This is a genomic window from Demequina pelophila (assembly GCF_000971175.1).
GTDB classification, from domain to species: Bacteria; Actinomycetota; Actinomycetes; order Actinomycetales; family Demequinaceae; genus Demequina; species Demequina pelophila.
Map to the genome: position 1 here is coordinate 334423 of NZ_BBLY01000005.1, position 25030 is coordinate 359452.

A 25030-nucleotide genomic window follows, 5' to 3' on the forward strand; every position below is an offset into this window, starting at 1 on the left:
GGCCAGCGCATCGTCCCCCGTCGCCCGTCCCGACGTAGCCTGGCCTCATGATCGAGGTCCATCCGGCGACCGCGGACCGCTGGGACGACGTGCGCACCATCCTGGGTCCCAAGAGCCTCGACACCCCGTCGTGCTGGTGCCTGTCGATGCGGATCAGCGCCGGCGATCCGCGGGTCAAGGGCCGGCCGCCGCGCGAGCGCGCGGAGGTGCTGCGCTCGCTGTGCGCGGAGGAGGTGCCGCCCGGCGTGCTCGCCTACGTGGACGGCGAGATCGCGGGCTGGTGCTCGGTGTCGCCGCGGAGCTCGTACCACCGGCTCGTGCGGTCGCGGGTGATCCCCCGGCTGGACGATGCGCCGGTGTGGTCGGTGGTGTGCTTCGTCGTGCGGGCGGGCTACCGGCGCCAGGGGCTCGCGGGATCGCTGCTGGACGGCGCGGTCGAGTTCGCGCGGGGCCACGGCGCGACGCTCGTCGAGGGCTACCCGGCCGACACGGGCGGCGAGCGGATCGACGTGGCCTCCGCGTACGTGGGGACGCGATCCCTGTTCGAGCGGCACGGCTTCACGATGGCGAGCGAGACCTCGTCGGTCACCTGTGGACGGCCGCGCGTGCTGATGCGGCGCGCGCTCGACTGACGCGCGGCGAATGGTGGGCCCCGGCGAATCCTGACCGGGGGTGCAAGAATCGCCGAGTGACCGCCACCGACCGCGCCGGGCTCGCGTTCGGAGCGAGCGCGTATCTGCTCTGGGGCCTCTTCCCCCTGCTCATGCACGCCCTCGAACCCGCGGGCGCGGTCGAGATCACGGCGCATCGCGCGGTGTGGTCGCTGCTGGTCTGCGCCGTCGTGGTCACGGCCGTGCGCGGGTGGGGGCGCCTGCGCGCGCTCGCGGTGGATCGACGCGCGCTGCTCACGCTCACCGCCGCCGCGGGACTGATCGCCACGAACTGGCTCGTGTACGTGTACGCCGTGGTGACGGACCGCGTCGCGTCGGCGTCGCTGGGCTACTACATCAACCCGCTCGTGTCCGTCGCGCTCGGCGTGCTGGTCCTGGGCGAGCGGCTGCGACGTCTTCAGATGGTCGCGGTGGTGGTCGCCATCGCCGCCGTCGCGGTCATCGGCGTCGAGATGCGCGGGGTGCCGTGGATCTCGCTCGTGCTCGCGGGATCGTTCGGGCTGTACGGGCTCATCAAGAAGCGCGTGGGCGCCCGCGTGGACGCGCTGTCGGGGCTCACGGTCGAGACGGCCGTGCTGACGCCGGTGGCGCTGGGCGTGCTCGCGTGGATCGCGGCAAGCGGCGGGGCCACGTTCCTCGCCCGGGGCGAGGAGGGCCTCGGGTGGGGGCACGATGCGCTGCTCGCCTCGACCGGCATCTTCACCGCGGGTGCGCTCCTCCTGTTCGCGGCCGGGGCGCGCCGACTGCCGCTCTACGTCACCGGCCTGCTCCAGTACATCGCCCCCACCATGATGTTCATGCTGGCCGTGGGCGTGTTCGGCGAGGACATGCCGGCGGCGCGCTGGGCTGGCTTCGGGCTCGTGTGGGTCGCGCTGGTGGTGCTCACGGCGGACGGGCTGCGCGCGCGGCGGAGGCCGCCGGTCGCCGAGCCCGTCTGACGCGACTCGCCTCGATCCGGCGGTCGCGGCAGTCGCGCCAGTGCGACAACCCACTACCCCTGAGGCGCGGCACCTCGCTCAACCGACAACCATCTACCCCTCAGGCGCGCGAACCTCGCGGAAGCGACAACCATCTACCCATTCCGGTTTGGGTGGGGCGGGGCGGGGCCGGGTGGGGCGGGTGGCGGGTCAGGCCGCGCGGGCCACCAGCGCGTCGGCGAAGGCCTGGAGCGCGTCACGCACCTCGCCCTCGGGGAGGCCCTCGATCGCCTCGGCCGCGCGGCCGGCCCACGCGTGGGCGAGCGCGGCGGTCTCGTCGACCACGGGATGCGCGGCGAGGCGGGAGACCACGTCGGCCAGCACCGCGTCGTCCGACAGGTCGCCGTCGATGTCCGCGAGCAGCGCGCGGTCCTCGTCGGTCCCGCGTTCGGCGACGCGGCGGCGCAGCAGCAGCACCGGCATGGTGGGCACGCCCTCGCGCAGGTCCGTGCCGGGGGTCTTGCCGGTGGTGGCGGCGTCGGAGCGGATGTCGATGACGTCGTCGGCGAGCTGAAAGGCCACCCCGGCGCACTCGCCGTAGTGGGTCACCTGCTCGACGATGGACCGCGTGCACCCGCCGAACATCGCGCCGAAGCGCGCGGAGGTGGCGATGAGCGACGCGGTCTTGTCCGCGAGCACCTGGAGGTAGAAGTCGACGGGGTCGTCGGCGTCGGCCGGGCCCACGGTCTCGTGGAGCTGGCCCAGGCACAGGCGCTCGAAGGTCTCCGCCTGGATGCGCACGGCCTGGGGACCGAGCCCGGCGACCACCATCGAGGCACGCGCGAACAGCAGGTCACCGGTGAGGATCGCGACCGAGTTGCCCCACACCTCGTGCGCGGACGGGGCGCCGCGACGGGTGGGCGCGGAGTCCATGACGTCGTCGTGATAGAGCGTCGCGAGGTGCGTGAGCTCCACGACGGCGGCCGCGTCGACCACCTCGGGCCGCGCGCCGTCGCCCAGCTGGGCGCACAGCAGCACCAGCAGCGGGCGCAGGCGCTTGCCGCCGGCGTCGACCAGGTGGCGCGAGGTCTCGTCGGCGAGCTGGTCGGACTGGGCGACCGCGTCGCGCAGCCGCTCCTCGACCAGGGCGAGCCTGGGGCCGATGCGCGCCTCCAGCTCGGCGTTGCCCAGCGGGGGCGAAGCGATGGTCATCCGGCGGCTCCGATCAGCAGCACGCCGGCGTTCTCGAACGCGGCGAGGACAGGCCCGGGCACGACGCCCAGGAGCACGATCGCGACGGCCGTCACGATGACGACGACGCGGGCGAGCGGCGAGTAGTCGATCGCGATCGCGTCCTCCTGGTCCTCGGGCACGTCGGTGAGGAACATCAGCACGACGAGGCGGACGTAGAAGAACGCGGCCGCGGCGGAGGCGATGACCGCGATGAGCACGAGCGGCCAGCCGCCCTCGGAGATGGCCGCGCCGAACGCGACGAACTTGCCGACGAAGCCCGCGGTGAGCGGGATGCCGGCGAAGGACAGGAGGAACAGCGCCATCGCGCCGGCGAGCCACGGCGAGCGGCGGCCCAGGCCGGCCCACTGGCCCAGCCGGGTGGCCTCGCCCAGCACGGTGCCGTCCTCGCCGCGCTCACGCACCTGCGTGATGACGGCGAAGGCCCCGAGCGTGGCGAGCCCGTAGACGAACAGGTAGAAGGGCAGCGCCCAGACGGCCTGGTCGGGCAGCCCGGCGAGCGCGACGAGGATGAATCCGGCGTGCGCGATCGAGGAGTAGGCGAGCATGCGCTTGATCTCGGTCTGCACCAGCGCGACGACGGTGCCCAGCAGCATCGACGCGATCGCGGTCACCCAGATGAGCCACGACAGCTCCCACGCGAGCGGGTGCAGCGCGACGTAGAGCACGCGGATGAGCGCGGCGGCCGCGGCGGCCTTGGTCGCGGCGCCCATGAAGGCGGTGACCGGGGTGGGGGCGCCCTGATAGGCGTCGGGCGTCCACGAGTGGAACGGCACGGCGCCCAGCTTGAACAGCAGGCCGACGACCACGAAGACCGCACCCGTGAGGATGATCGGGTCGAGCCCGGAGGCTCCCACGATCCCCGTGCCCACGCCCGCGAAGGCGGTGGTGCCGGTCGCGCCGTACAGCAGCGCGGCGCCGAAGAGGAACACCGCGGAGGAGAACGCGCCGAGCAGGAAGTACTTCAGCGCGCCCTCGTGCGACAGGAGCCGGCGACGGCGGGCGAGCGCGACGAGGATGTACAGCGGCAGCGAGAACACCTCGAGCGCGACGAACAGGAAGATCAGGTCCGTCACGGAGGTGAACAGCATCATGCCGCCGACCGCGAAGAGCGCGAGCGGGAACACCTCGGTCACCTGCAGGCCCTTGCGTCGGGCCAGGGTCTCCTCGGTGGAGCCGGGCGACGCCGCGCCGAGCGAGGCGAAAGCCTCCTCCCCCGCGCGGGTGCGGGCGGCGAACAGCAGGGTGCCGAGCAGCCCGGAGACGAGGAGCACCGCCTGCCACGCGAGCGACTGGCGGTCGACGGTGAGCATGCCCTCGAGGACCACGGTGCCGGCGCCCTTGAGCATGGCCCACTGGACGATCACGAGTCCGAGCGCGGCGAGCAGCGCGACGAGCGACAGGATCAGCTGGACGAGCCGGCGCGTGGCCGGGGTGCGCACGATCGCCTCGACGAGGATGGCCAGCGCCGCCGCGCCGAGCACGACGATGAAGGGCGCGGTGGGCGCCCACTCGATGGCGGGGGTGGTGAAGGTCACTGTCCGGCCTCCTCGGCGACGACGGCCACGATGTCCTGCGAGGGCTCACGGATCGTGTCGATCGCGAGCCCGGGACCGAAGCCCAGGATGAGCATGAGCGCGATGAGCGGCCACAGCACCAGGCGCTCGCGCAGGGACAGTTCTGGGGTGTCCTCGCGTCCCTCGCGCACCGGCCCGGTGAACACCTTCTGGTAGGTGAGCAGCACGTAGAGGGCGGCGAGCACGACGACGATCGCGGCGATGATGACGGCGACGCCGGCGACCTCGAAGGCTCCGACGAGCACCATGATCTCGGAGACGAAGGGCGACAGGCCCGGCAGCGCGAGGGCGCTGAGGCCGATGATCAGGAAGGTGCCGGCGAAGACGGGCACCACCCGCTGGAGGCCGCCGTAGTCGGACACGTCCGCGCTGCCGTGGCGCGCGATGAGGAAGCCGACCACGAGGAACAGCGCCCCGGTCGAGAGTCCGTGGTTGAACATGTAGAAGGCGGCGCCCTCGATCGAGGTCTGCGTGAAGGCGAAGATGCCCAGGATCATGATGCCGAAGTGGCTCACCGAGGTGAACGACACGAGGCGCAGCATGTTCTGCTGGCCGATCGCGAGGATCGCGCCGTAGATCACGGAGATGACCGCGAGCACGATGATCACCGGCGCGGCCCAGCGGGCGGCGTTCGGGAAGAGCGTCACGGCGAGCGTGAGCATGCCGAAGGTGCCGATCTTGTCGAGCACCGCGACGAGCAGCGCCGTGGTGCCCGGACGCGCGGTCTCCGCGACGGTGGGCAGCCACGTGTGCACCGGCACCATGGGCGCCTTGATCGCGAACGCGACGAAGAAGGAGACGAACAGCAGCCGCTCGGTCGTGGTCGACAGCGTCAGCCCGGTGAGGTTGTCGGTGAGGAAGGCCTGCTCGCCGCCGGGGCCCTGGAAGTACAGGGCGACGACGCCGACGAGCATGATGAGCCCGCCCGCGAGCGAGAACAGCAGGAACTTCACCGCGGCGTAGCGGCGCTGGGCGCCGCCGAACGAGCCGATGAGGAAGTACAGCGGGATGAGCATCGCCTCGAACAGCACGTAGAACAGGAAGACGTCGCGGGCGGCGAAGATGCCCATCATGAACGCCTGGCTGAGGAGGACGAGCGCGAGGTAGTGGCGGCGACGGTCGGGGGACGATGCATCGTCCCGCCACCCGGCGATGATCACCAGGGGGGTGAGCAGGGCGGCCAGGAGGATCATCAGGAGGCCGATGCCGTTGACGCCGAGCGCCCAGCTCGCGCCGATCTGCGGGATCCAGGCGTGGGTCTCCGAGAACTGGAACGCGCCCGCGGTGGCCGTGTCGAACTGCACGACCAGCACCGCGGCGAGCACGAGCTCCACGGCCGTGACGGCGAGCGCGACCTCGCGGGCGCGGCTCCGGGCCGATGCGGGCAGCGCCCACAGCAGGCCGGCGCCCGCCACGGGCAGCGCCACCATGACGGTCAGGAACGGGAACATGGCTTAGAGACCCCCCAGGACCACGATGAGGACGACGATGACAAGGCCGACGACCATGGTCGCCGCGTACGAGCGGACCTGACCCGACTGGGCGCGGCGCACGGCCTCGCCCGTCTTGGGCCATCCCTGGGCGCCGCCGTTGACGGCGCGGTCGATGACCGCGGCGTCCGCGTAGACGAGCGTCCGGGTGAGGTGGGTGCCGGGGCGCTCGAAGACGCCGCGGTTGACCGAGTCCTGGAAGAAGTCGTTGCGGGCGGCGACGGTCGCGAGCGAGACGTCGGGCGCCTCGGTCGGCACGTCGGCGGCGCCGTAGCGGCGCCAGGCCTCCCACACGCCCAGCGCGACGAGCGCGAGGGTGAGCGTCATGATGAGCCAGATGGGCATGACCGGGTCGTGGTGCTCGGCGTGGCCGGTGACCGGCTCGAGCCAGTGCGCGAACCGGTCGCCCACCGCGAGGAACAGTCCCAGGAACGCGGAACCCACCGCGAGGATGATCATGGGCACCGTCATGAGCGCGGGCGACTCGTGCGGGTGCTGGTCGTCGGTCCACCGGGCCTTGCCGTGGAACGTCATGAAGAACAGACGCGACATGTAGAAGGCGGTGAGCCCGGCGCCGACGAGGGCCGCGCCGCCCAGGATCCAGGGCTGGACGCCCTCGCCCACGAAGGCGGCCTCGATGATCTTGTCCTTCGACCAGAAGCCCGAGAAGGGCGGCACGCCCAGGATCGCGAGCCAGCCGAGCCCGAAGGTGACCCAGGTGGTCACCATCGCGGCGCGCAGGGCGCCGAAGCGGCGCATGTCGACCTGGTCGTTCATGCCGTGCATGACGGATCCGGCGCCCAGGAACATGCCGGCCTTGAAGAAGCCGTGGGTGACCAGGTGGAAGATCGCGAACGCGTAGCCGATGGGGCCGAGGCCCGCGGCGAGCATCATGTACCCGATCTGCGACATGGTCGAGGCGGCGAGCGCCTTCTTGATGTCGTCCTTGGCCATGCCGATGAGCGCACCCATGATGAGGGTGAGCGCGCCGACGGCCGCGACGACGAGCTGCGCGTCGGGGGCACCCTCGAAGACGGGGGCGGAGCGGACGATGAGGTAGACGCCGGCGGTCACCATGGTCGCGGCGTGGATGAGCGCGGACACGGGCGTGGGGCCCGCCATCGCGTCGCCCAGCCAGGACTGCAGCGGGAACTGCGCGGACTTGCCGCACGCGGCCAGCAGCAGCGCGAGCCCCGTTGCGGTGAGGGTCGCGGTGGAGGCGCCGGAGACGCCGTCCGCGACGGTGGCGAAGTCGACGCCGCCGAAGCTCGCGAGCATGAGGCCCATCGCGAGGATGAGGCCGATGTCGCCGATGCGGTTGACCACGAACGCCTTCTTGGCCGCGGTCGCGTACGCGGGCTTGTGGTTCCAGAACCCGATGAGCAGGTACGACGCGAGGCCCACGCCCTCCCAGCCGACGAACAGCAGCAGGTAGCTGTCCGCGAGCACGAGCAGCAGCATCGCCGCGACGAAGAGGTTGAGGTAGGAGAAGAAGATGCGCCGGTTGGGGTCGTGCTCCATGTACGCCACGGAGTAGACGTGGATGAGCGTGCCGACGAAGCTCACCAGCAGGACGAACGTGAGCGACAGCGGGTCGACCAGCAGACCCGCGTCGAGCTGCAGGTCGCCGCCCGGGATCCAGGAGTAGAGGTGGACCGCGTGGGAGCGCTCCTCCCCCGCCATGCCGAGCATCTGCAGGAACGCCCCGAACCCGACCACGAAGGTCGAGGCCGAGGCGGCGACGCCGAGCCAGTGGCCCCAGGCATTCGCGCGTCTGCCGGCGAGCAGCAGGATGCCGCTGGAGACCAGCGGCACCGCGATGACGAGCCAGATGAGGTCAAGCATGGATCAACCCTTCAGCTCGGCGGGCTCGTCGAGCGAGATGGTCTGGCGGGCGCGGAACACCGCGATGATGATCGCGAGGCCCACGACGACCTCGGCGGCGGCCACGACCATGACGAAGAACGCCATGACCTGGCCATCGACCTGCCCGTGGATGCGGGAGAACGCCACCAGCGCGAGGTTCGCGGCGTTGAGCATGAGCTCGACGCCCATGAACGCGATGATCGCGTTGCGGCGCACCAGGACGGCGGCGGCGCCGATCGCGAACAGGACGCACGCGAGGATGACGAAGTTGATCGGGTCCATCAGCGTCCCTCCTCGCGGTCGGATCCCTCGGGATCCGGACGGTCGGGGTCCAGACGGTCGGGATCCAGGCGCTCGGGGTCCGAGAGTCCACGGCCCGAGTGCTCGGCGTCCGACCCCCCGGCGCGGCTCGGGTCGTCGAGCCGGGCGCGGAAGTGAGCGCCCTCCTGCGTCTGATTGCGGACCTTGAGGACGCGCGACACGGACTGTTCGATGGGCTCGCCCTGCGGGTCGAGCGCGGGGACGTCGAGCGCGTTGTGGCGGGCGTAGACGCCGGGGAACACCTTGTTGACGGGGTCGGCACCCACGCGGACGCGATCGCGCTGGACCTCGAGCTGCGTCTTGCGCGGCTTGAGGCGCGGCACGTGCGTGAGCACCAGGGCGCCCACGGCGGCGGTGATGAGCAGGAAGCCCAGCACCTCCATCACGAGCACGTAACGCTCGAACAGCACGCCCGCGATGACGTCGGGCTCGCCCACGAGCGGCTCCTCCGCGACCGGCAGCGACACCCGCGCGACCATCGCGATGAGGAAGGCGCCCAGGCCGCCGGCGCCGAACAGCGCGATCCAGCGCTGGCCGGTGAGGGTCTCCTTCATGTCCTCGCGCCGGTCGACGCCGACCAGCATGAGCACGAAGAGGAACAGCATCATCACGGCGCCCGTGTAGACCACGATCTGCACGACGCCCAGGAAGGGCGCGTCGAGCGTGATGTACGCGGCCGCGAGCCCCACCATGACGAGCACGATGGACATCGCGACGTAGACCGCCTTGCGCGCGAAGATGAGCGAGAAGGCGGGAATGACGGTGATCGCGGCGATGACCCAGAAGATCACGGTGTCAACCACGGGCGGCCTCCTGGGCGTCGGCGGTGGAGTCCGGGGCGCCCGGCGACCGGGGGGCGTCGGCGGCGGACCCGGCCGGAGCATCGTCCCCCGTCGCTCCGTCGCCCGGCAGCGTCGGGTCGTCGGGGCGGTGCTCGCGCACCCAGGCCACCTGCTCCTCGACCGGGCCGGTGACCTCGCCGCGGTAGTAGGACCCGTCCGTGGTGCCCGGCACCATGGGGTGCGGCGCCGCCAACATGTCCTCGCCCAGGGGGGCGAGCAGGTCCTGCTTCTCGTAGATGAGGCCCTCGCGGGTGGGACCGGCGAGCTCGTACTCGTTGGTCATGGTGAGCGCGCGAGTGGGGCAGGCCTCGATGCACAGCCCGCAGAAGATGCAGCGCAGATAGTTGATCTGGTACACGCGGCCGTAGCGCTCGCCCGGGCTGAACTGCGCGTCCGGGGTGTTCGAGTCGGCCTCGACGTAGATCGCGTCCGCGGGGCAGGCCCAGGCGCACAGCTCGCAGCCGATGCACTTCTCGAGGCCGTCGGGGTGCCGGTTGAGCTGGTGGCGGCCGTGGTAGCGCGGCATGGGCGGCGTCTTGACCTTGGGGTACTGCTCGGTCACGGTGGGCCGGAAGAAGTTGCGCAGGGAGACGCCGAAGCCGGCGACGGGCGCGAGCGCCTCGCCGAGGGCGCCCTTCTTGGGGAAGTTCGACTCGAAGGTCTCGCGCTGAGCGTCGCGCTCGCGGTTGACCTTCCAGACCTCGTCGGACTCGTTCACTCGGAGTCCTCCTCTCGGGTCGAGACGCGCGCGTCGACCGTGCGGCCGGAGCGCGGCGAGGGGGGCAGCACCTGGTGGGGCAGGGGCGGCACGGGGTAGCCGCCCGCGAAGGCGTCGAGGACCTCGGGCTCGGGCTCCTCGTCGGCCTCGCCCTCCTCCTTCTCCTGGCTGTCGGTGACGAAGCCCCACACCGCGATGACGAGCAGGATGGCGACGATGCCGGCCACCGCGTCGTACACGTTGAGGTCGCGACCGAAGTGCTCGAAGGCGAAGCGGCCCCCGGCGAAGAAGACGAGCCAGCCCAGGCCCACGGGGATGAGGATCTTCCAGCCGAAGCGCATGAACTGGTCGTAGCGGAACCGCAGCACCGAGCCGCGGATCCACACGAACACGAACATCAGCAGCCAGATCTTCAGGATGAGCCAGATGGGCGGGAAGATGCCGGAGTTGAGGAACTCGGCGCCGGCCCACGAGGCGGGCCAGGGGGCGCGCCAGCCGCCCAGGAACAGGGTGGAGGCGACGGCCGAGACGTTGATCATGTTCATGTACTCGGCGAGGAAGAACCACGCGAACTTCATGGACGAGTACTCGGTCATGAAGCCGGCGACCAGCTCGCCCTCGGCCTCGGGGAGGTCGAACGGCAGGCGGTTGGTCTCTCCCACCATGGAGATGACGTAGAGGATGAACGCCGGGAACAGCGGCCACACCCACCAGCGGTCGGTCTGGGCCTCGATGATGCCGGAGGTGCTCATCGTGCCCGACAGCATGAAGACCGTGACGAGCGACAGCCCCATCGCGAGCTCGTAGGAGATCACCTGGGCCGTCGAGCGGATCGAGCCCATGAGCGGGTACGTCGACCCGGAGGCCCAGCCGCCCAGGACGATGCCGTACACGCCGATCGCGGCGCACGCGAGGATGAACAGCACGGCGACCGGGAAGTCTGTGAGCTGCAGCGGGGTCACGATGTCCGTGCCCGGAATGTGCGTGGGCGGGCCGAACGGGATCACGGAGAAGATCAGCAGCGCCGAGAACACGGAGATCATGGGCGCCGCGATGTAGAGCACCTTCTCCGAGCGCCGGACGGTGATGTCCTCCTTGAACAGGAGCTTCATCGCGTCCGCGACGGACTGCAGCAGGCCGAAGGGGCCCAGCCGGTTGGGGCCGGGGCGCTCCTGGAGACGGCCGATGACGCGGCGCTCGAACCACACCGCGAACAGCACCGAGGTGAGCAGGAACACCACGATGAGGACCGCCTTGATGATGACGATCCAGATCGAGTCGTTCGCGAGCGACTCGGTGACGGAGATGTCGGTCGACACCGGGTCGGCGGCCAGCAGGCGGGGAAGCATCACGCGACTCCCTTCACGGTGACGGTCGCGCCGGCGCCGCAGCGCAGCTCGTGGGCGACCCATGAGCCCGGCGACTTGGCGGGCACCCAGACCACGCCGTCGACCATCTCCGTGATGGCGACGGGCAGCTCGATGGTGCCGTGGTCCGTGGAGACGGTGACCACGTCCGTGACCTTGAGCGCGTCCGCGGTCGCCTGCGACAGGCGGGCGACGGCGACGCGGCCGGTGCCGGCGAGGTAGGGCTCGCCGTCCTGGAGGGCGCCCTCGTCGACCAGCTGGCGCCAGGTGGCGAGCACGGCCTTGGTCTTGGCGACGCGCTTGGCCGCGGGGACCTTGACGGCGGGCGCGGGGATGCGCTCGCCCGCGGCGGCGGCGCCGAGCGCGCCCAGCTCCGCGTTGACGGCCTCGACCGTCGCGGTGCCCAGGTCGACGCCCATCTCCCGCGCGAGCAGGTCGAGCACGCGGTGGTCGGACATCGCGTCGGTACGGATCGCGGTGGCGAAGGAGCGCAGGCGCCCCTCCCAGTTGACGAAGGTGCCGGACTTCTCCGACGGCGGCGCGACGGGCAGGACCACGTCGGCACGCTCGGCGATCGAACTGCGGCGCACCTCGAGCGACACGAGGAAGCCGACGCCCTCGATCGCGGCGTCGACGTCCGCGGACAGGTCGGAGGCGCTCACGCCTCCCACGACGAGCGCGCCGAGCTGCCCCGCCGCGGCGGCGGCGAGGATGCCGGCGGCGTCGCGGCCCTTGGCGGTCGGGAGGCTCTCGACGCCCCAGGCGGCGGCGACCGATGCGGCGGCCGGGTCGCCCGCGGCCCGTCCCCCGGGCAGGAGGCCGGGCAGGGCGCCCGCCTCGGCCGCGCCGCGCTCGCCGGCGCGACGCGGGATCCACGCGATGCGCGCTCCCGAGGACTCGGACAGGTAGAGCGCCTCGGAGAGTGCGCCGGGCGCCTCGGCGGCGCGCTCGCCCACGACGATGACGGCGCCGGGCTGCGCGAGCGCCTCGCGTGCGTCGGCGGGAAGGTCGGCGAGCACCGCGCCCTCGCGGCCGGGCACGCACTCGATGAGGCTCGCGTCCAGCTTGGCGGCGCCGCGCGAGGCGAAGGGCGCCACGGTGAAGACCCGCTGGGCGGCGCCCGCCTTGCGCAGGCGGAGGAACACCACGCCGCCCTCGTCCTCGGGCTCGAAGCCGACGAGGAGCACGGCGGGGGCCTTCTCGAGGTCCGCGAAGGTGACGCCCAGGCCGGTGCCGGCCACGGCCGAGCCCAGGAAGGCCTGCTCCTCGGCGGAGGCGGCGCGCGTGCGGGCGTCGACGTCGTTGGTGCGCAGCACGGTGCGCGCGAGCTTGGCGTAGGCGTACGCGTCCTCGAGCGTCACCCTGCCGCCGGGAAGGACGGCGGCGCCCCGTGCATCGTCCCCGGTCACGGCGGCCGTCAGGCCCGCCGCGGCGGCCGCGAGGGCCTCGGGCCAGGAGGCCTCGACGAGCACGCCGTCCTTGCGGACGAGCGGGCGGGTGACGCGGTCGGGCAGGTTCTGCCACGCGAAGGCGAAGCGGTCCTTGTCCGTAATCCAGTCCTCGTTGACGACGGGGTCGTTGTCGGCGAGGCGGCGCAGCACGGTGCCGCGGCGGTGGTCGATCCGGATGGCGGAGCAGGAGGAGTCGTGCTCGGCGATCGACGGTGAGGACACGAGGTCGAAGGGGCGCGAGCGGAAGCGGTAGGCGGCCGAGGTGAGCGCGCCCACGGGGCAGATCTGCACCGTGTTGCCCGAGTAGTAGGAGCTGAAGGCGCGGCCGGACTCGTCCTCCGCGGCGGCGCCCACGGGGCGGTAGCCGTCGAAGTCGAGGACGTCCTCGTCGAAGGTGCCGATCTGCTGCATCGCGCCGCGGTTCTGCAGGTCGATGAACGCGTCGCCGGCGATCTCCTTGGAGAAGCGGGTGCAGCGCTGGCACAGGACGCAGCGCTCGCGGTCGAGCAGGATCTCCGAGCTGAGCGGGAGGGGCTTCTCGAAGACGCGCTTGACGTCCACGAAGCGGGACTCCGGGCGGCCGTGGCTCATCGCCTGGTTCTGGAGGGGGCACTCGCCGCCCTTGTCGCACACCGGGCAGTCGAGCGGGTGGTTGATGAGGAGCAGTTCGAGCACGCCCTTCTGCGCGCGGTCGGCCTCCTCGGAGGTGTGCTGCGTGTTGACCACCATGCCCTCGGTGACCGTCATGGTGCACGAGGCCTGGGGCTTGGGGAAGGCGCGCAGCTTGCCCTCGGGTCCGGCGGGGCTCGCCACGTCGACGAGGCACTGACGGCAGGCGCCCGCGGGCTTGAGCGCGGGGTGGTCGCAGAATCGCGGGATCTCGATGCCCGCCTGCTCGGCGGCGCGGATGATGAGGGTGCCCTTGGGGACGGTCACCTCGCGCCCGTCGATGGTCGCGGTGACGGTCTCCACCGCCTGGGTCTCCGGCTTGTCAGCGGTCGCGGTCATGCGTGCGCCTCCTCGGGAGCGTCGGAGTCGGCCCGGGTCGCGCCGGCGGGGGCCTCGTCGTAGTCGAACAGGGCGGAGGCGGCGCGGTCGAACGGGCAGCCGCCCTGCTCGACGTGGGCCTCGTACTCCTCGCGGAACAGCTTCACGGAGCTGATGATCGAGGAGGTGGCGCCGTCGCCGAGCGCGCAGAAGCTGCGCCCCGCGATCGAGTCGCACGTGTCGAGCAGCTGCTGGATGTCCGCCTGGGTGCCGCGGCCGCCCTCGATCCGCTTGAGGATCTGGGTGAGCCAGAAGGTGCCCTCGCGGCAGGGGGTGCACTTGCCGCAGGACTCGTGCTTGTAGAACTCGGTCCACCGGGTGACGGCGCGCACCACGCAGGTGGTGTCGTCGAACAGCTGCAGGGCGCGGGTGCCGAGCATGGAGCCGGCGGCGCCCACGGACTCGTAGTCGAGCGGGGTGTCGAGGTGCTCGGCGGTGAAGATCGGGGTGGAGGAGCCGCCGGGGGTCCAGAACTTGAGCTCGTGACCCTCGCGGATGCCGCCGGCGTGCTCGAGGAGCTCGCGCAGGGTGATGCCCAGCGGGGCCTCGTACTGGCCGGGGCGGGCGACGTGGCCGGACAGGGAGAACAGGCCCATGCCCTTGGAGCGCTCGGTGCCCATGGCCGTGAACCACTCGACGCCCTTGTCGACGATCGCGGGCACGGAGGCCACGGACTCGACGTTGTTGACGACGGTGGGGCGGGCGTAGAGGCCCGCGACCGCGGGGAACGGCGGCTTGAGGCGGGGCTGGCCGCGGCGGCCCTCGAGCGAGTCGAGCAGCGCGGTCTCCTCGCCGCAGATGTAGGCGCCGGCGCCCGCGTGGACGGTGACGTCCAGGTCGAAGCCGCTGCCGTGGATGTCCTTGCCCAGGTGGCCGGCCTCGTAGGCCTCGCGCACGGCCTGGAGCAGGCGGCGGTAGACGTGGACCACCTCGCCGCGCAGGTAGATGAAGGCGTGGTTGCAGCCGATCGCGAAGGACGTGATGATCACGCCCTCGACCAGGGCGTGCGGGGCGGACATCATCGTGGGGATGTCCTTGCAGGTGCCGGGCTCGGACTCGTCGGCGTTGACCACCAGGTAGCGGGGGCCGCCGTCGTCCGGGGGCAGGAAGCCCCACTTCATGCCGGTGGGGAAGCCGGCGCCGCCGCGGCCGCGCAGGCCGGAGTCCTTGACGGCCTGGATGAGGTCGCCGGGCGCCATCCCCAGGGCCTTCGTGAGCGCCTGGTAACCGCCCGCATCGGCGTACGTGTCGATGCTCCAGGAGCGCTCCTCGGCCCAGGTGGCGCTGAGCACGGGGACGAGGTCGGGCGCGGGGGCCGAGCCGGCGCCCGCGCCGGGGGTCGCGGGTGCGTCGCTCACTGCTGCGCCTCCGTCCGGCCGCTGTCCGCGGCCGCCGCGGCCGCCGTGGCCGCCCTGGCCGCCTCGAGGCCCGCGAGCGTCGGGGCGCCGGGCCCCTGATCCTCGTCGGCGCGGCCGTCCTCGAAGCCCGCGAGCACGCGCGAGACCTCCTTGAAGGTGCACACCTTGGCGGGGCCGCGCGTGGGGGCGACGTCCTCGCCCGCCCGTAGCCGGTCGACCACGTCCTTGGCGGACTCGGGAGTCTGGTTGTCGAAGAACTCCCAGTTGACCATCATCACGGGCGCGTAGTCGCACGCCGCGTTGCACTCGAGCCGCTCGAGGGTGACCGAGCCGTCCTCGGTCGTCTCGTCGTGGCCCACGCCCACGTGCTCGGAGAGCTCCTCCCAGATGCGGTCGCCGCCCATGACGGCGCACAGCGTGTTGGTGCACACGCCCACCTGGTACTCGCCGTTGGGGCGGCGCTTGTACTGGGTGTAGAAGGTCGCGACGGCGGAGACCTCGGCGGCCGTGAGGCCCAGGGTGTCCGCGCAGAACTGGATGCCGTCGGGGCTGACGTAGCCGTCCACGGACTGCACCAGGTGGAGCATGGGCAGCAGGGCGGAGCGCGCGACCGGGTAGCGGCCGACGATGTCGGCGGCGTCCGCGGTCAGCTGCGCGAGGGTGGTCTCGTCGTAGGTCATCGGTCCACGCCTCCCAGCACCATGTCGATGGTGGCGATGGCGACCACCACGTCGGCGACCTGGCCGCCCTCCGTGAGGATCGACAGCGCCTGCAGGTTGTTGAAGCCCGGGTCGCGGAAGTGCGCGCGCCACGGCTTGGTGCCGCCGTCGGAGACCAGGTGGACGCCCAGGAGGCCCTTGGGCCCCTCGATCGCCTGGTAGACCTGACCGGCGGGGACCTTGAAGCCCTCGGTCACCAGCTTGAAGTGGTGGATGAGCGACTCCATGGACTCGCCCATGATGTGGCGGATGTGGTCGAGCGAGTTGCCCTGGCCGTCGCTGCCGAGCGCGAGCTGCGCGGGCCAGGCGATCTTCTTGTCGGCGACCATGACCGGCTGGCCCTGGGTCTTCTCGAGGCGGTCGGCGCACTGCTCGACGATCTTGAGCGACTCGTAGCACTCCTCGAGGCGGAGCACCACGCGCGCGTAGGCGTCCGCATCGGTGCTGGTGGGCACCTGGAAGTCGTAGGTCTCGTAGCCGCAGTACGGCTCGGCCTTGCGCACGTCGTAGGGGTGGCCGGCGGAGCGCAGGATGGGCCCGGTGATGCCGAGCGCCATGCAGCCGGCGAGGTCGAGGTTCGCCACGCCCTTGAGTCGGCCCTTGAAGATGGGGTTGGCGAGCTGGAGGTCGACCAGTTCGTCGAGCTTCTGGCGCACCTTGGGGATCATCGCGCGGATGGCGGCCACGGCATCGTCCGGCGCATCCTGCGCGACGCCGCCGGGGCGGATGTACGCGTTGTTGGTGCGCAGTCCGGAGATCATCTCGATGACCCGGAAGGTCTCCTCGCGGCCGATGAACGCCGTCGTCATGACGGTGGTGGCGCCCATCTCGTTGCCGCCGGTGCCCACGGCGACGAGGTGGGAGCCGATGCGTGTGAGCTCCGCCATGAGCACGCGCAGGATCGAGGCGCGCTCGGGGACGTCGTCGGTGATGCCCAGCAGCTTCTCGATGCCCAGGCAGTAGACCAGCTCCTGCGACATCGAGGCGACGTAGTCCATGCGGGTGCAGAAGGTCACGCCCTGGGTCCAGGTGCGGAACTCCATGTTCTTCTCGATGCCCGTGTGGAGGTAGCCGATGCCGGCGCGGGTCTCCGTGACGACCTCGCCCTCGATCTCCAGCATGACGCGCAGCACGCCATGCGTGGACGGGTGCTGGGGGCCCATGTTGACGACGATGCGCTGCTGGCCGAGGCGCTCGGCCTCCTCCGCGATCTCGCTCCAGTCGCCGCCGTAGGCGCTGTACTCGGGTGCCTCGGGGTCGTCCGTGAAGGCCCCGGTCGCGTGGGGTGCGGTCCGCTCCTGAGTCATCGGTACTGCCTCCGGGTGTCGGGCGAGGGGATCGAGGCGCCCTTGAACTCGACGTCGATGCCGCCCAGCGGATAGTCCTTGCGCTGGGGGTGGCCCACCCAGTCGTCGGGCATCTCGATGCGCGCGAGCGACGGGTGGCCGTCGAACACGATCCCGAAGAAGTCCCAGGTCTCGCGCTCGTGCCAGTTGTTCATGGGGTACACCGACACCACCGACGGGATGTGGGAGTCGGCGTCGGGCGCGGACACCTCGACGCGGATGCGGCGGTTGTGGGTGAGCGACTGCAGCGGGTAGACGGCGTGCAGCTCGCGGCCCGCGTCGGCCGGGTAGTGGACGCCGGAGACGCCCAGGCACATCTCGAAGCGCAGGTCCTGGTCGTCGCGCAGGTGCTGGCACACCTCGACGAGGTGCTCGCGGGCGATGTGCAGGGTGAGCTCGCCGCGGTCGACCACGACCGCTTCGATCGCCTCGGCGGCGCGGTCGCCCAGCAGCTCCTCGAGGACGTCGACGATGCCGTCGAACCACTCGCCGTAGGGCCGCTCGGTGGCGCCGGGCATCTGGATGGGCCTGACGAGGCCGGCGTAGCCGGAGGTGTCACCGCCGGAGCCGAACATGCCTTCGCGCACGTTGATCAGGGTCATGGGACGGCGATCGCCGATGCGCGGGCCGGCCTGGGCGTCGCCCTGGGCTTGCTCGTCGGGCCGGGCGTTCGCGTCGGCCTGGGCCTTGTCGACGCCCTGGGCCGTCGCATCGTCCTTGGCGCCGCCGGCCAGGTCCTTGGAGTCGCTCACCGCAGCAGCCCCTTCATGTCGGAGGTGGGCGTGGCGGCGAGGGCCGCGGCCTCGGCGGCGGCGGCGATCTCGCGGCGGTTGCGGCCCATGGGCGTGTTCTTCACCTGCTCCTGGAGCTCGAGCAGCGCGTACAGCAGCATCTCGGGGCGCGGCGGGCATCCGGGCAGGTAGATGTCCACCGGCACCACGTGGTCGACGCCCTGGACGATCGCATAGTTGTTGAACATGCCGCCCGAGGAGGCGCACACGCCCATCGAGATGACCCACTTGGGCTCGGCCATCTGGTCGTAGACGCGGCGCACGATGGGCGCCATCTTGTTGGACACGCGGCCGGCGACGATCATCATGTCGGCCTGGCGCGGCGAGCCGCGGAACACCTCGGAGCCCAGGCGCGAGATGTCGAAGCGCGGCGTGCCGGTGGCCATCATCTCGATGGCGCAGCACGCGAGGCCGAAGGTCGCGGGCCACAGCGAGCCGGCCCGCATGTACCCGACGAAGTTCTCGACCGTGCCGAGCATGAACGGAGGTGCGCTCTCTTCGATACCCATGTCAGATCAGTCCCACTCGAATCCGCCGCGGCGCCACTCGTACACGAAGGGGATCGTGATGAGGGCGAGGAAGGTCATGATGGCGATGAGCCCGAACCAGCCCAGCGCGTCGTGCGCGACGGCCCACGGGTAGAGGAACACCACCTCGATGTCGAAGATGATGAAGGTCATCGCGACCAGGTAGTACTTGATGGGGATGCGGCCGCCGCCGGCCGCTCCCGGGGTCGGCTCGAGGCCGGACTCGTAGCGGTCCACCTTGGCCGCGTTGGCGCGCTTGGGGCCCAGGATCGAGCTCACGAAGAGGCCGGCGACCGCGAGGGCGCCGGCGACCACCATCATGACGATGATCGGCACGTAGGGATTCACCGGGGGTCCTCCGTCGTCGTCGAGTCGCACATGTCGTTCACGCCGCGGGCGCCGCCTTGGTGAGGGCCGCCATCAGCCTGTCCGCCCAGCCTCCCCCGTGGGGTTCGTAGACGTCTGCGAGCAGTCTAGAGGTGAATTCCATGACCAAAGGACTAGGCAGCCCATACTTGGTGCAGACGTGCATGACCTCCGGGCGGGCGATGAGCGCGGCAAAGATCCGGCCCAGCGAGTAGTACCCACCCAGGTCATCCTTCATCATCCGGGCGTAACCTGCCAGGGCGTTCTCCTGGTCCCTGGCGCCCTGGGCGTCGCGCCACGCGACCGCGGCCTCGGTGGCGCGGCGGGCGGCCTGCATCGCGTACGCGATGCCTTCGCCGTTGAAGGGGTTCACCATGCCGCCCGAGTCGCCGACGAGCATCATGCCGGGCACGTAGTGCGGCTGGCGGTTGAAGGCCATGGGGATCGCGGCGCCCTTGACGGTGCCCACCTGCTCGCCGAGCTCCCAGTCCTGGGCGGCGTGGTCGAGCCAGTCGCGCAGCAGCGCACGGTGGTCGAGCTTGGGCGGGGCGCCCTTGGCGCTGAGCGTGCCCAGACCCACGTTCGCGGTGCCGTCGCCGAGGGGGAAGATCCATCCGTATCCGGGCAGCAGCTTCGAGCGCCCGCGCTCGCCGTCCCAGATCTCGAGGTGGCCCTCCATCCACTCCTCGTCGTGGCGGGGGGTGGTGTAGTAGGTGCGGACGGCGACGCCCATGGGCCGGTTCTCGAGGCGCTCGATGCCCAGGCCAAGCGCGATCCGGGCGCTCACGCCGTCGGCGGCGATCACCAGGGGCGCGCGGAACTCGACGGGCTCGCCCACCTTCCTGCCCCGTGCATCGGTCTCCCGCGCGACCACACCCACGACGCGGCCGCCGCCGTCGTGGCCGGCCTGGCGCTCGTCGCGCAGCGCCGCGTCGACGTGCCAACCCTCGCGCACGTCCGCTCCTGCGGCCCGGGCGTGGTTCGCCAGCCGCTGGTCGAACTGCGCGCGAGGCAGGGACAGCCCGTACTTCGGGAAGGCCTCGAGGTCGTGCCAGGGGAACTCGAGCCGGTGCCCGCCGCCCACCATGCGCAGGCCGTGGTTGCGGATCCAGCCCTCCTCGCGGGGCGTCGGCAGGCCGATGAGGTCGATCTCGCGCACCGCGCGCGGGGTCAGCCCGTCGCCGCACACCTTCTCGCGCGGATAGCGCGACTTCTCCAGCGCGATCACGTCGAATCCCTCGACGGCGAGATAGCGGGCGGCCGCGGCCCCGCCGGGACCGGCCCCGATGACGATGACGTCTGCCTCAGTGCGCACCGAACCAGAGTAGTCAGGCCTCCGGGGAGGCCGTGACCACGGGCCGGCGGCCCTGGCCCTCGGGTCGCTGGCTCACCAGGGACGATGCGGGGGTCGGTTCCCTCACGCGCGCGCCTCCGCGTTGGTACGGTGACAGGGTGAGCGACGATGTGGGCGTCACTTGGGCGGGGACGCACTCCTTCCGCGCGTCGCGCCTGGTCGAGCCCACCACCGTCGAGGAGGTCCAGGAGGCCGTCAGGACGGCGCCCGGGCGGGTCAAGGCGATCGGGACGCGCCACAGTTTCAACGACCTCGCGGACACCGACGGCACGCTGATCTCCGTGCTCGGCCTGCAGGGCCGGCCCTTCATCGACCTCACCGACCCCACGCATCCGACGGTCACCGCTCCGGCCGGGATCCGCTACGGCGAGCTGGGCGCGTGGCTGCAGCAGCGGGGGTGGGCGCTGCACAACACCGGCGCACTGCCCCACATCTCCGTCGCCGGGGCGACGTCGACGGGCACTCACGGCTCCGGGGTGCGCAACGGGTGCCAGTCGACCGCGCTGTGCCGCGTCGAGTTCGTCGATGCGCGTGGGAAGTTGCGCACCGTCCGATCCACCGACCACGAGCTCGCCGCCGTCGCGGTGGGGCTCGGCGCCTTCGGGATCCTCGTCGAGGCGTCGCTGTCGATCCAGCCCACCTACGACGTGCGCCAGGACGTGTACACGGGCATGCCTTGGGAGGTCCTCCTCGCCGAGGCCCCCGAGATCCTCGCGGACGCCTACTCGGTGTCCATCTTCACCACCTGGACCGAGCCCACCGTCCAGCAGGTGTGGCGCAAGTCCGGGATGTGGCTCGACGACGCCGTCCCGGACGAGTGGCGCGGCGCCGTCCGGTCGCCGGGCTCGGACGCCAGGCTGACCACCAAGGACCCGGACGCGCTCACGCCGCAGGGCGACCCCGGCCCGTGGAACGAGCGGCTCCCCCACTTCCGCTACTCGGGCCCGCACGCGGCGGGCGAGGAGATCCAGTCCGAGTACTTCGTTCCGATGCACGCGGCGAGCGAGGCGATCGAGGCCGTCCGGGCCATCGGCGAGACGGTCCGCCCGCACCTCATCGTGTCGGAGCTGCGCGCGGTCGCCGCGGACGAGCTGTGGCTGTCGGCGGCCTACGGGCGCGACACGCTCGCCATCAACTTCACCTGGACCCGGCATCCCGGCCAGGTGTCCGCGGTGCTGCCGGAGATCGAGAGGGCACTGGCGCCGTTCGGCGCGCGCCCGCATTGGGGCAAGTGGCACGCCTTCGACGCGCACGCCATCCGGCATGTCCACCCCCGGCTGGACGATGCGCGGGCGGTCTTCGAGTCGCTCGATCCCGAGGGGCGCTTCTCCAACACCCACCTCGAGCAGCTGGGCATCCGAGAGGCGCGGGGCCTCGCGTAGGGCGCGGCGCCTCATCGCCGCGACCCGCGCGACCCGGAAGTGGACGGAGCTCTCCCCAGGAAGGAGGGCGGCGGGTCGGGCAGGTCCTCCGGGAGATACCGCCTGCTGCCTCCCAGGATGGGTGTGCGGTCGGGGTCGACGCTGGCCGGAGGGATGAACCACGGCTGGCCGTGATGAAGACGGACCTCCCAGCCGGTGTCGTGGAGCCTGAGATGGCACGCGCGGCACAGGGGCAGCCCGTTCGCGGTGTCCGTTCGGCCGCCGCGTGCCCAGGAGTCGAGGTGATGCCCCTCGGCCCAACCGGGCGGCGCGGTGCACCAGGCGCAGCCGCCGTACCGCTCGGTGAGCGCGGTCCGCTGGGCAGGTGAGAACAACCGGCGCGCCCGGCCCACATCCAGCGGCAGGGACGCGCCCCCGAGCACCACGGGCACGATGCGCGCATCCACCGCCATCGCGCGCACGCGAGCGGCGCTCCACGGGGTGCCCGACTGGTCGCACGAGGCGATGCCCGCCGCGTCGAGCTCGCCGCGCAGTTGCTCGAGCGTCATGCGCACCACCACGGTGGTCTTGACCCCCGCGGACGGCGAGGTGCAGTCGGTGGCATGCGCGGCCAGCATGCCGAGCAGATCCGCGTTGATCATGCCCGTCGTGCGCTCCTCATGGACGCCGGTGTCGCGGGCCTGCTGGAACAGGTGCTTGCGCTGCGCATCGAACCAGGCCACCACGGGAGCGGCGGTCGCGGGATCGAGGCGGCCGTTGATGGTGATCATCCCGTCACGGTCCTCGCCGATGCTGAGATGGCGGCCGGCGCGCTGCACCCGCTCGCGTTTGCGCCAGCCCTCGGGATCCGCGGTGGCGCGCTCCCACCAGCACGCCTTGCGCAGCATCGCCAGGGACACGGCCTGTGCCTTGGCGACGAGGCGGCGCTCCACCTCCCACGCGGCGGCCGCATCCAGGGTGAGCCGCACGTGGGCGAGGGTCTCGCGCACGAGCGACGCCGCGTCGACGGAGATCCGTGCCCCCGCGACGGCCCATGCCAGCGACCCCTCGGGCGGCACCCACCGCCGCCGCTCCGACCCGCCCTTGTCCCTGTCCTTCTCCTTGTCCTTGTCCGCGCGGTCGTCACCGGGGTCGCCGGGGGCGCCGTCATCGTTCGCGTCACCCTCGTCATCCGGCGAGTCGTTCGCGTCGGGTCCGGGCCCGCCGTCCTCGTCCCGGTCCTCGTCGTCGGGGCCGGGCTCCGCCGCCCTGCCCGCCTCGATCAGCTTGAGGGCGTCTCCCGCGGTGCCGCCGATGAGGGACGCGATCCACCAGTGAGGAGTGCGGAACCCGGCCTTGCGCGCGAGTCCGTCCGGACCGTCGTCGGCCGCGGCACGGGCCGCCAGCGGCGCGGCGACGAGCCGCACCGCCTTGAGCAGCTCGCAGGCGGCCACGACCGACTCGGCGAGCTCCGCGCCCTCGAGCTCCAGCGAGTCGCGCCCGTCGAACAGGCCGAGACCTGCCAACAGATCGGCCGCGCGGGCGGTGCTGAGCTCCATGACTCCAGTCAACCGCGACCCTCTGACATTCCCGACAAACCGGACACGTAGGCCGGCGGGGACTGTGGAAACGCAAGCTCGACAGCGGCGCGAACAACCGCATCGTCCCCCGTCGCTCGCGCATGTTTCCCGCACAGACGGCGCGCGGCGCCGAGACTCGATTCTTGTGAGCGACCAGGGACGATGCACGGCGTGCGCGGCCGCCCGCCGTCGCCTGGCTAGGCTCGGGACGTGACCGTCCACACCACCCACCCCGGCCCGCTGCTCGCCCGCACCGTCGAGATCGACGACCCGGGCGACCTCCTCGCGGCCCTCCCGGAGCCCGGGATCGCGTGGGTTCGCCGGGGCGAGGGCATGGTCGCGTGGGGCGAGGTAGCGCGGGTCGACACGGTCGGCCCGGACCGCATCGACGAGGCTCAGCACTGGTGGCTGCGGCTCACGCGCCACGCGGTGGTCCGCGACGACGTGCGCCTGCGCGGCACCGGGCTCGTCGCGTTCGGCTCGTTCGCCTTCTCCGACTCGTCCGCCTCCGGCGGCTCCCTCGTGGTCCCGCGCTACGTGCTGGGCCGCCGGGACGGGATCTCCTGGTTCACGGCGATCGGTCGCGGCGACGACGAGGCCGTCACGGTGGACGATGCGCTGGCCCAGAGGTCGGCCCCCGAGGCTCCCGGTCGAGTCGCCATCGGCGGCGGCGACCGGTCCGCGTGGACCGAAGCGGTCGCCGGCGCCGTCGAGCGCATCCGCGCCGGAGCGCTCGAGAAGGTGGTCATCGCCCGCTCCGTCTCGGCCGAGGCCGAGCGGCCGGTCGACCCGCGCTGGGTCACCGCGCGGCTCGCCGACGACTACCCCACGTGCTGGACCTTCCACGTCGACGGGCTCGTGGGCGCGACGCCCGAGCTCCTCGCCCGCGTCGACCACGGCCTGGTCACCTCCCGCGTGCTCGCCGGGACCATCCGGATGACGGGCGACGACATGCGCGACCTGGCCCACGCGGGCGCCCTCGCGCGATCGTCGAAGGACCGCGAGGAGCACGAGTACGCGGTGCGCTCAGTCACCCAGGCCATGGCCTCGCACTGCGGCTCGGTCAACGTGCCCGACGAGCCGTTCGTCCTCCACCTGCCCAACGTCATGCACCTCGCGACCGACGTCACCGGCGTGCTCTCCCACAACGTCGCCGCCCTGGAGCTGGTGCGGGAGCTGCACCCGAGCGCCGCAGTCTGCGGCACGCCCACCCTCGAGGCTGCCGCCGCCATCGACGAGCTCGAGGGGCTCGACCGCGGTCGCTACGCCGGCCCCGTCGGCTGGATCGACGAGGCCGGGGACGGCGAGTGGTGCATCGGCCTGCGGTCCGCCGCGATCGATCCCGAGGACGCCCGCCTCCTCACCCTCTACGCCGGCTGCGGCATCGTGTCCGCGAGCGAACCCGCCGCCGAGTGGGCGGAGTCCGAGGCCAAACTGGAGCCGATGCGCCGCGCCCTGGGCGGCACGACCCCCACCCCGGCCGTGGGCTGGGACGAGGCGGAATGGGAGGAGCGCTACCGGTCCCGCGAGGCGGTGTGGAGCGCCAACCCCAACGCGCAGCTGGTCGACGAGGTGGCCGCGCTCGCGCCGGGGCGCGCGCTCGATGCGGGCTGCGGCGAGGGCACCGACGCCGTATGGCTGGCGACACAGGGCTGGCACGTGACCGCCGTCGACATCTCGCCGACCGCGATCGACCGGGGGCGCGAGCGCGCCCTGCGCGCGGGGGTCGACGAGCACGTCCGATGGATCGTGGGCGACGCGCTCGACCCATCGCTCGCGGGGAGCGAGTACGACCTGGTGAGCGCACAGTTCGCCCACCCGATGGCCGGGATCGCCTCGCTCGTCGCCACCCTCGCCGCGAAGGTCGCACCCGGCGGCACGCTGCTCGTGGTCGGGCACGATCCCCGGGACCCGCACACTCACGACCATCCGCGGCTCCAGCACACGGCCTTCCGCGCCGAGGAGGCCGCCGCGGCACTCGGGGTGGACGCATGGAAGATCGAGGTCGCGGAGATGCGCGAGCACGAGGCACGCACCCCGGACGGAGGAACGCGCCTCCGACGTGACGCGGTGCTGCGCGCCCACCGCCGAGACTGAACTCGAGCGCACC

21 protein-coding genes are annotated in these 25030 nt (G+C 72.0%); 4 read left to right on the forward strand and 17 right to left on the reverse strand.

Annotated elements, in window-relative coordinates; all coding sequences use genetic code 11:
* The first annotated feature begins 47 nt into the window (after positions 1–47).
* Together AOM03_RS09600 and rarD are read left to right on the forward strand one after the other, a co-directional pair.
* A complete protein-coding gene (locus AOM03_RS09600) occupies positions 48–632 on the forward strand; it encodes a GNAT family N-acetyltransferase (protein WP_062380715.1) in 585 nt (194 codons plus the stop codon).
* A gap of 56 nt (positions 633–688) precedes the next feature.
* Complete coding sequence (gene rarD, locus AOM03_RS09605; RefSeq protein ID WP_062380717.1) at positions 689–1609, forward strand: EamA family transporter RarD; 921 nt, start codon at positions 689–691, stop codon at positions 1607–1609.
* A gap of 189 nt (positions 1610–1798) precedes the next feature.
* Here the strand turns inward: rarD and AOM03_RS09610 are convergent, their stop codons facing one another.
* The 16 genes from AOM03_RS09610 to AOM03_RS09685 are packed head-to-tail and all read right to left on the reverse strand — an operon-like array spanning position 1799 to position 19940.
* On the reverse strand, positions 1799–2800 hold the full coding sequence (locus AOM03_RS09610) for a polyprenyl synthetase family protein (protein ID WP_062380719.1): 1002 nt from the start codon (positions 2798–2800) through the stop codon (positions 1799–1801).
* Positions 2797–4377, reverse strand: a complete 1581-nt coding sequence (gene nuoN / locus AOM03_RS09615; RefSeq protein ID WP_062380721.1) for an NADH-quinone oxidoreductase subunit NuoN — start codon at positions 4375–4377, stop codon at positions 2797–2799. The genes AOM03_RS09610 and nuoN overlap by 4 nt, the downstream gene beginning before the upstream one ends.
* Positions 4374–5867, reverse strand: coding sequence for an NADH-quinone oxidoreductase subunit M (locus tag AOM03_RS09620; RefSeq protein WP_062380723.1), 1494 nt, complete (start codon positions 5865–5867; stop codon positions 4374–4376). Before AOM03_RS09620 ends, nuoN begins: the two co-directional genes overlap by 4 nt.
* A gap of 3 nt (positions 5868–5870) precedes the next feature.
* Positions 5871–7751 (reverse strand): NADH-quinone oxidoreductase subunit L, encoded by a 1881-nt coding sequence (gene nuoL / locus AOM03_RS09625; protein ID WP_062380725.1) that lies wholly within the window; start codon positions 7749–7751, stop codon positions 5871–5873.
* A gap of 3 nt (positions 7752–7754) precedes the next feature.
* The gene (nuoK, locus tag AOM03_RS09630) at positions 7755–8054 is read right to left on the reverse strand and encodes an NADH-quinone oxidoreductase subunit NuoK (RefSeq protein WP_062380727.1); all 300 of its coding nucleotides are present in this window, start codon (positions 8052–8054) and stop codon (positions 7755–7757) included.
* Entirely contained in the window at positions 8054–8896 is an 843-nt protein-coding gene (locus tag AOM03_RS09635; RefSeq protein WP_162197277.1) for an NADH-quinone oxidoreductase subunit J, read from the reverse strand. The genes nuoK and AOM03_RS09635 overlap by 1 nt, the downstream gene beginning before the upstream one ends.
* Positions 8889–9653 (reverse strand): NADH-quinone oxidoreductase subunit NuoI, encoded by a 765-nt coding sequence (gene nuoI / locus AOM03_RS09640; protein WP_062380729.1) that lies wholly within the window; start codon positions 9651–9653, stop codon positions 8889–8891. Before nuoI ends, AOM03_RS09635 begins: the two co-directional genes overlap by 8 nt.
* A complete protein-coding gene (gene nuoH / locus AOM03_RS09645) occupies positions 9650–11002 on the reverse strand; it encodes an NADH-quinone oxidoreductase subunit NuoH (protein ID WP_082092319.1) in 1353 nt (450 codons plus the stop codon). Before nuoH ends, nuoI begins: the two co-directional genes overlap by 4 nt.
* Positions 11002–13479, reverse strand: a complete 2478-nt coding sequence (locus tag AOM03_RS09650) for an NADH-quinone oxidoreductase subunit G (protein ID WP_062380731.1) — start codon at positions 13477–13479, stop codon at positions 11002–11004. The genes nuoH and AOM03_RS09650 overlap by 1 nt, the downstream gene beginning before the upstream one ends.
* Positions 13476–14876 (reverse strand): NADH-quinone oxidoreductase subunit NuoF, encoded by a 1401-nt coding sequence (gene nuoF / locus AOM03_RS09655; RefSeq protein WP_082092301.1) that lies wholly within the window; start codon positions 14874–14876, stop codon positions 13476–13478. The genes AOM03_RS09650 and nuoF overlap by 4 nt, the downstream gene beginning before the upstream one ends.
* Positions 14873–15556: an NADH-quinone oxidoreductase subunit NuoE gene (gene nuoE, locus AOM03_RS09660; RefSeq protein ID WP_062380733.1), complete on the reverse strand. Its 684-nt coding sequence runs from the start codon at positions 15554–15556 to the stop codon at positions 14873–14875. Before nuoE ends, nuoF begins: the two co-directional genes overlap by 4 nt.
* Positions 15553–16902, reverse strand: coding sequence for an NADH-quinone oxidoreductase subunit D (locus AOM03_RS09665; RefSeq protein ID WP_062380736.1), 1350 nt, complete (start codon positions 16900–16902; stop codon positions 15553–15555). The genes nuoE and AOM03_RS09665 overlap by 4 nt, the downstream gene beginning before the upstream one ends.
* Complete coding sequence (locus AOM03_RS09670) at positions 16899–17693, reverse strand: NADH-quinone oxidoreductase subunit C (RefSeq protein WP_227589952.1); 795 nt, start codon at positions 17691–17693, stop codon at positions 16899–16901. Before AOM03_RS09670 ends, AOM03_RS09665 begins: the two co-directional genes overlap by 4 nt.
* Positions 17690–18241 (reverse strand): NADH-quinone oxidoreductase subunit B, encoded by a 552-nt coding sequence (locus AOM03_RS09675; RefSeq protein WP_062380738.1) that lies wholly within the window; start codon positions 18239–18241, stop codon positions 17690–17692. Before AOM03_RS09675 ends, AOM03_RS09670 begins: the two co-directional genes overlap by 4 nt.
* A gap of 6 nt (positions 18242–18247) precedes the next feature.
* Positions 18248–18607, reverse strand: a complete 360-nt coding sequence (locus AOM03_RS09680; protein WP_082092302.1) for an NADH-quinone oxidoreductase subunit A — start codon at positions 18605–18607, stop codon at positions 18248–18250.
* Between the two features lie 37 nt (positions 18608–18644).
* Positions 18645–19940 (reverse strand): geranylgeranyl reductase family protein, encoded by a 1296-nt coding sequence (locus AOM03_RS09685; RefSeq protein ID WP_062380740.1) that lies wholly within the window; start codon positions 19938–19940, stop codon positions 18645–18647.
* A 137-nt stretch (positions 19941–20077) separates the two neighbouring features.
* Between AOM03_RS09685 and AOM03_RS09690 the strand changes: the two genes are divergently transcribed.
* Complete coding sequence (locus tag AOM03_RS09690) at positions 20078–21361, forward strand: D-arabinono-1,4-lactone oxidase (RefSeq protein ID WP_062380743.1); 1284 nt, start codon at positions 20078–20080, stop codon at positions 21359–21361.
* Between the two features lie 11 nt (positions 21362–21372).
* Here AOM03_RS09690 and AOM03_RS09695 read toward each other — a convergent pair whose 3' ends face one another.
* Positions 21373–22899, reverse strand: coding sequence for an HNH endonuclease signature motif containing protein (locus AOM03_RS09695; RefSeq protein ID WP_062380745.1), 1527 nt, complete (start codon positions 22897–22899; stop codon positions 21373–21375).
* A gap of 231 nt (positions 22900–23130) precedes the next feature.
* Between AOM03_RS09695 and AOM03_RS09700 the strand changes: the two genes are divergently transcribed.
* Positions 23131–25017, forward strand: coding sequence for an isochorismate synthase (locus tag AOM03_RS09700; RefSeq protein ID WP_162197278.1), 1887 nt, complete (start codon positions 23131–23133; stop codon positions 25015–25017).
* The last annotated feature ends 13 nt before the right edge of the window (positions 25018–25030 follow it).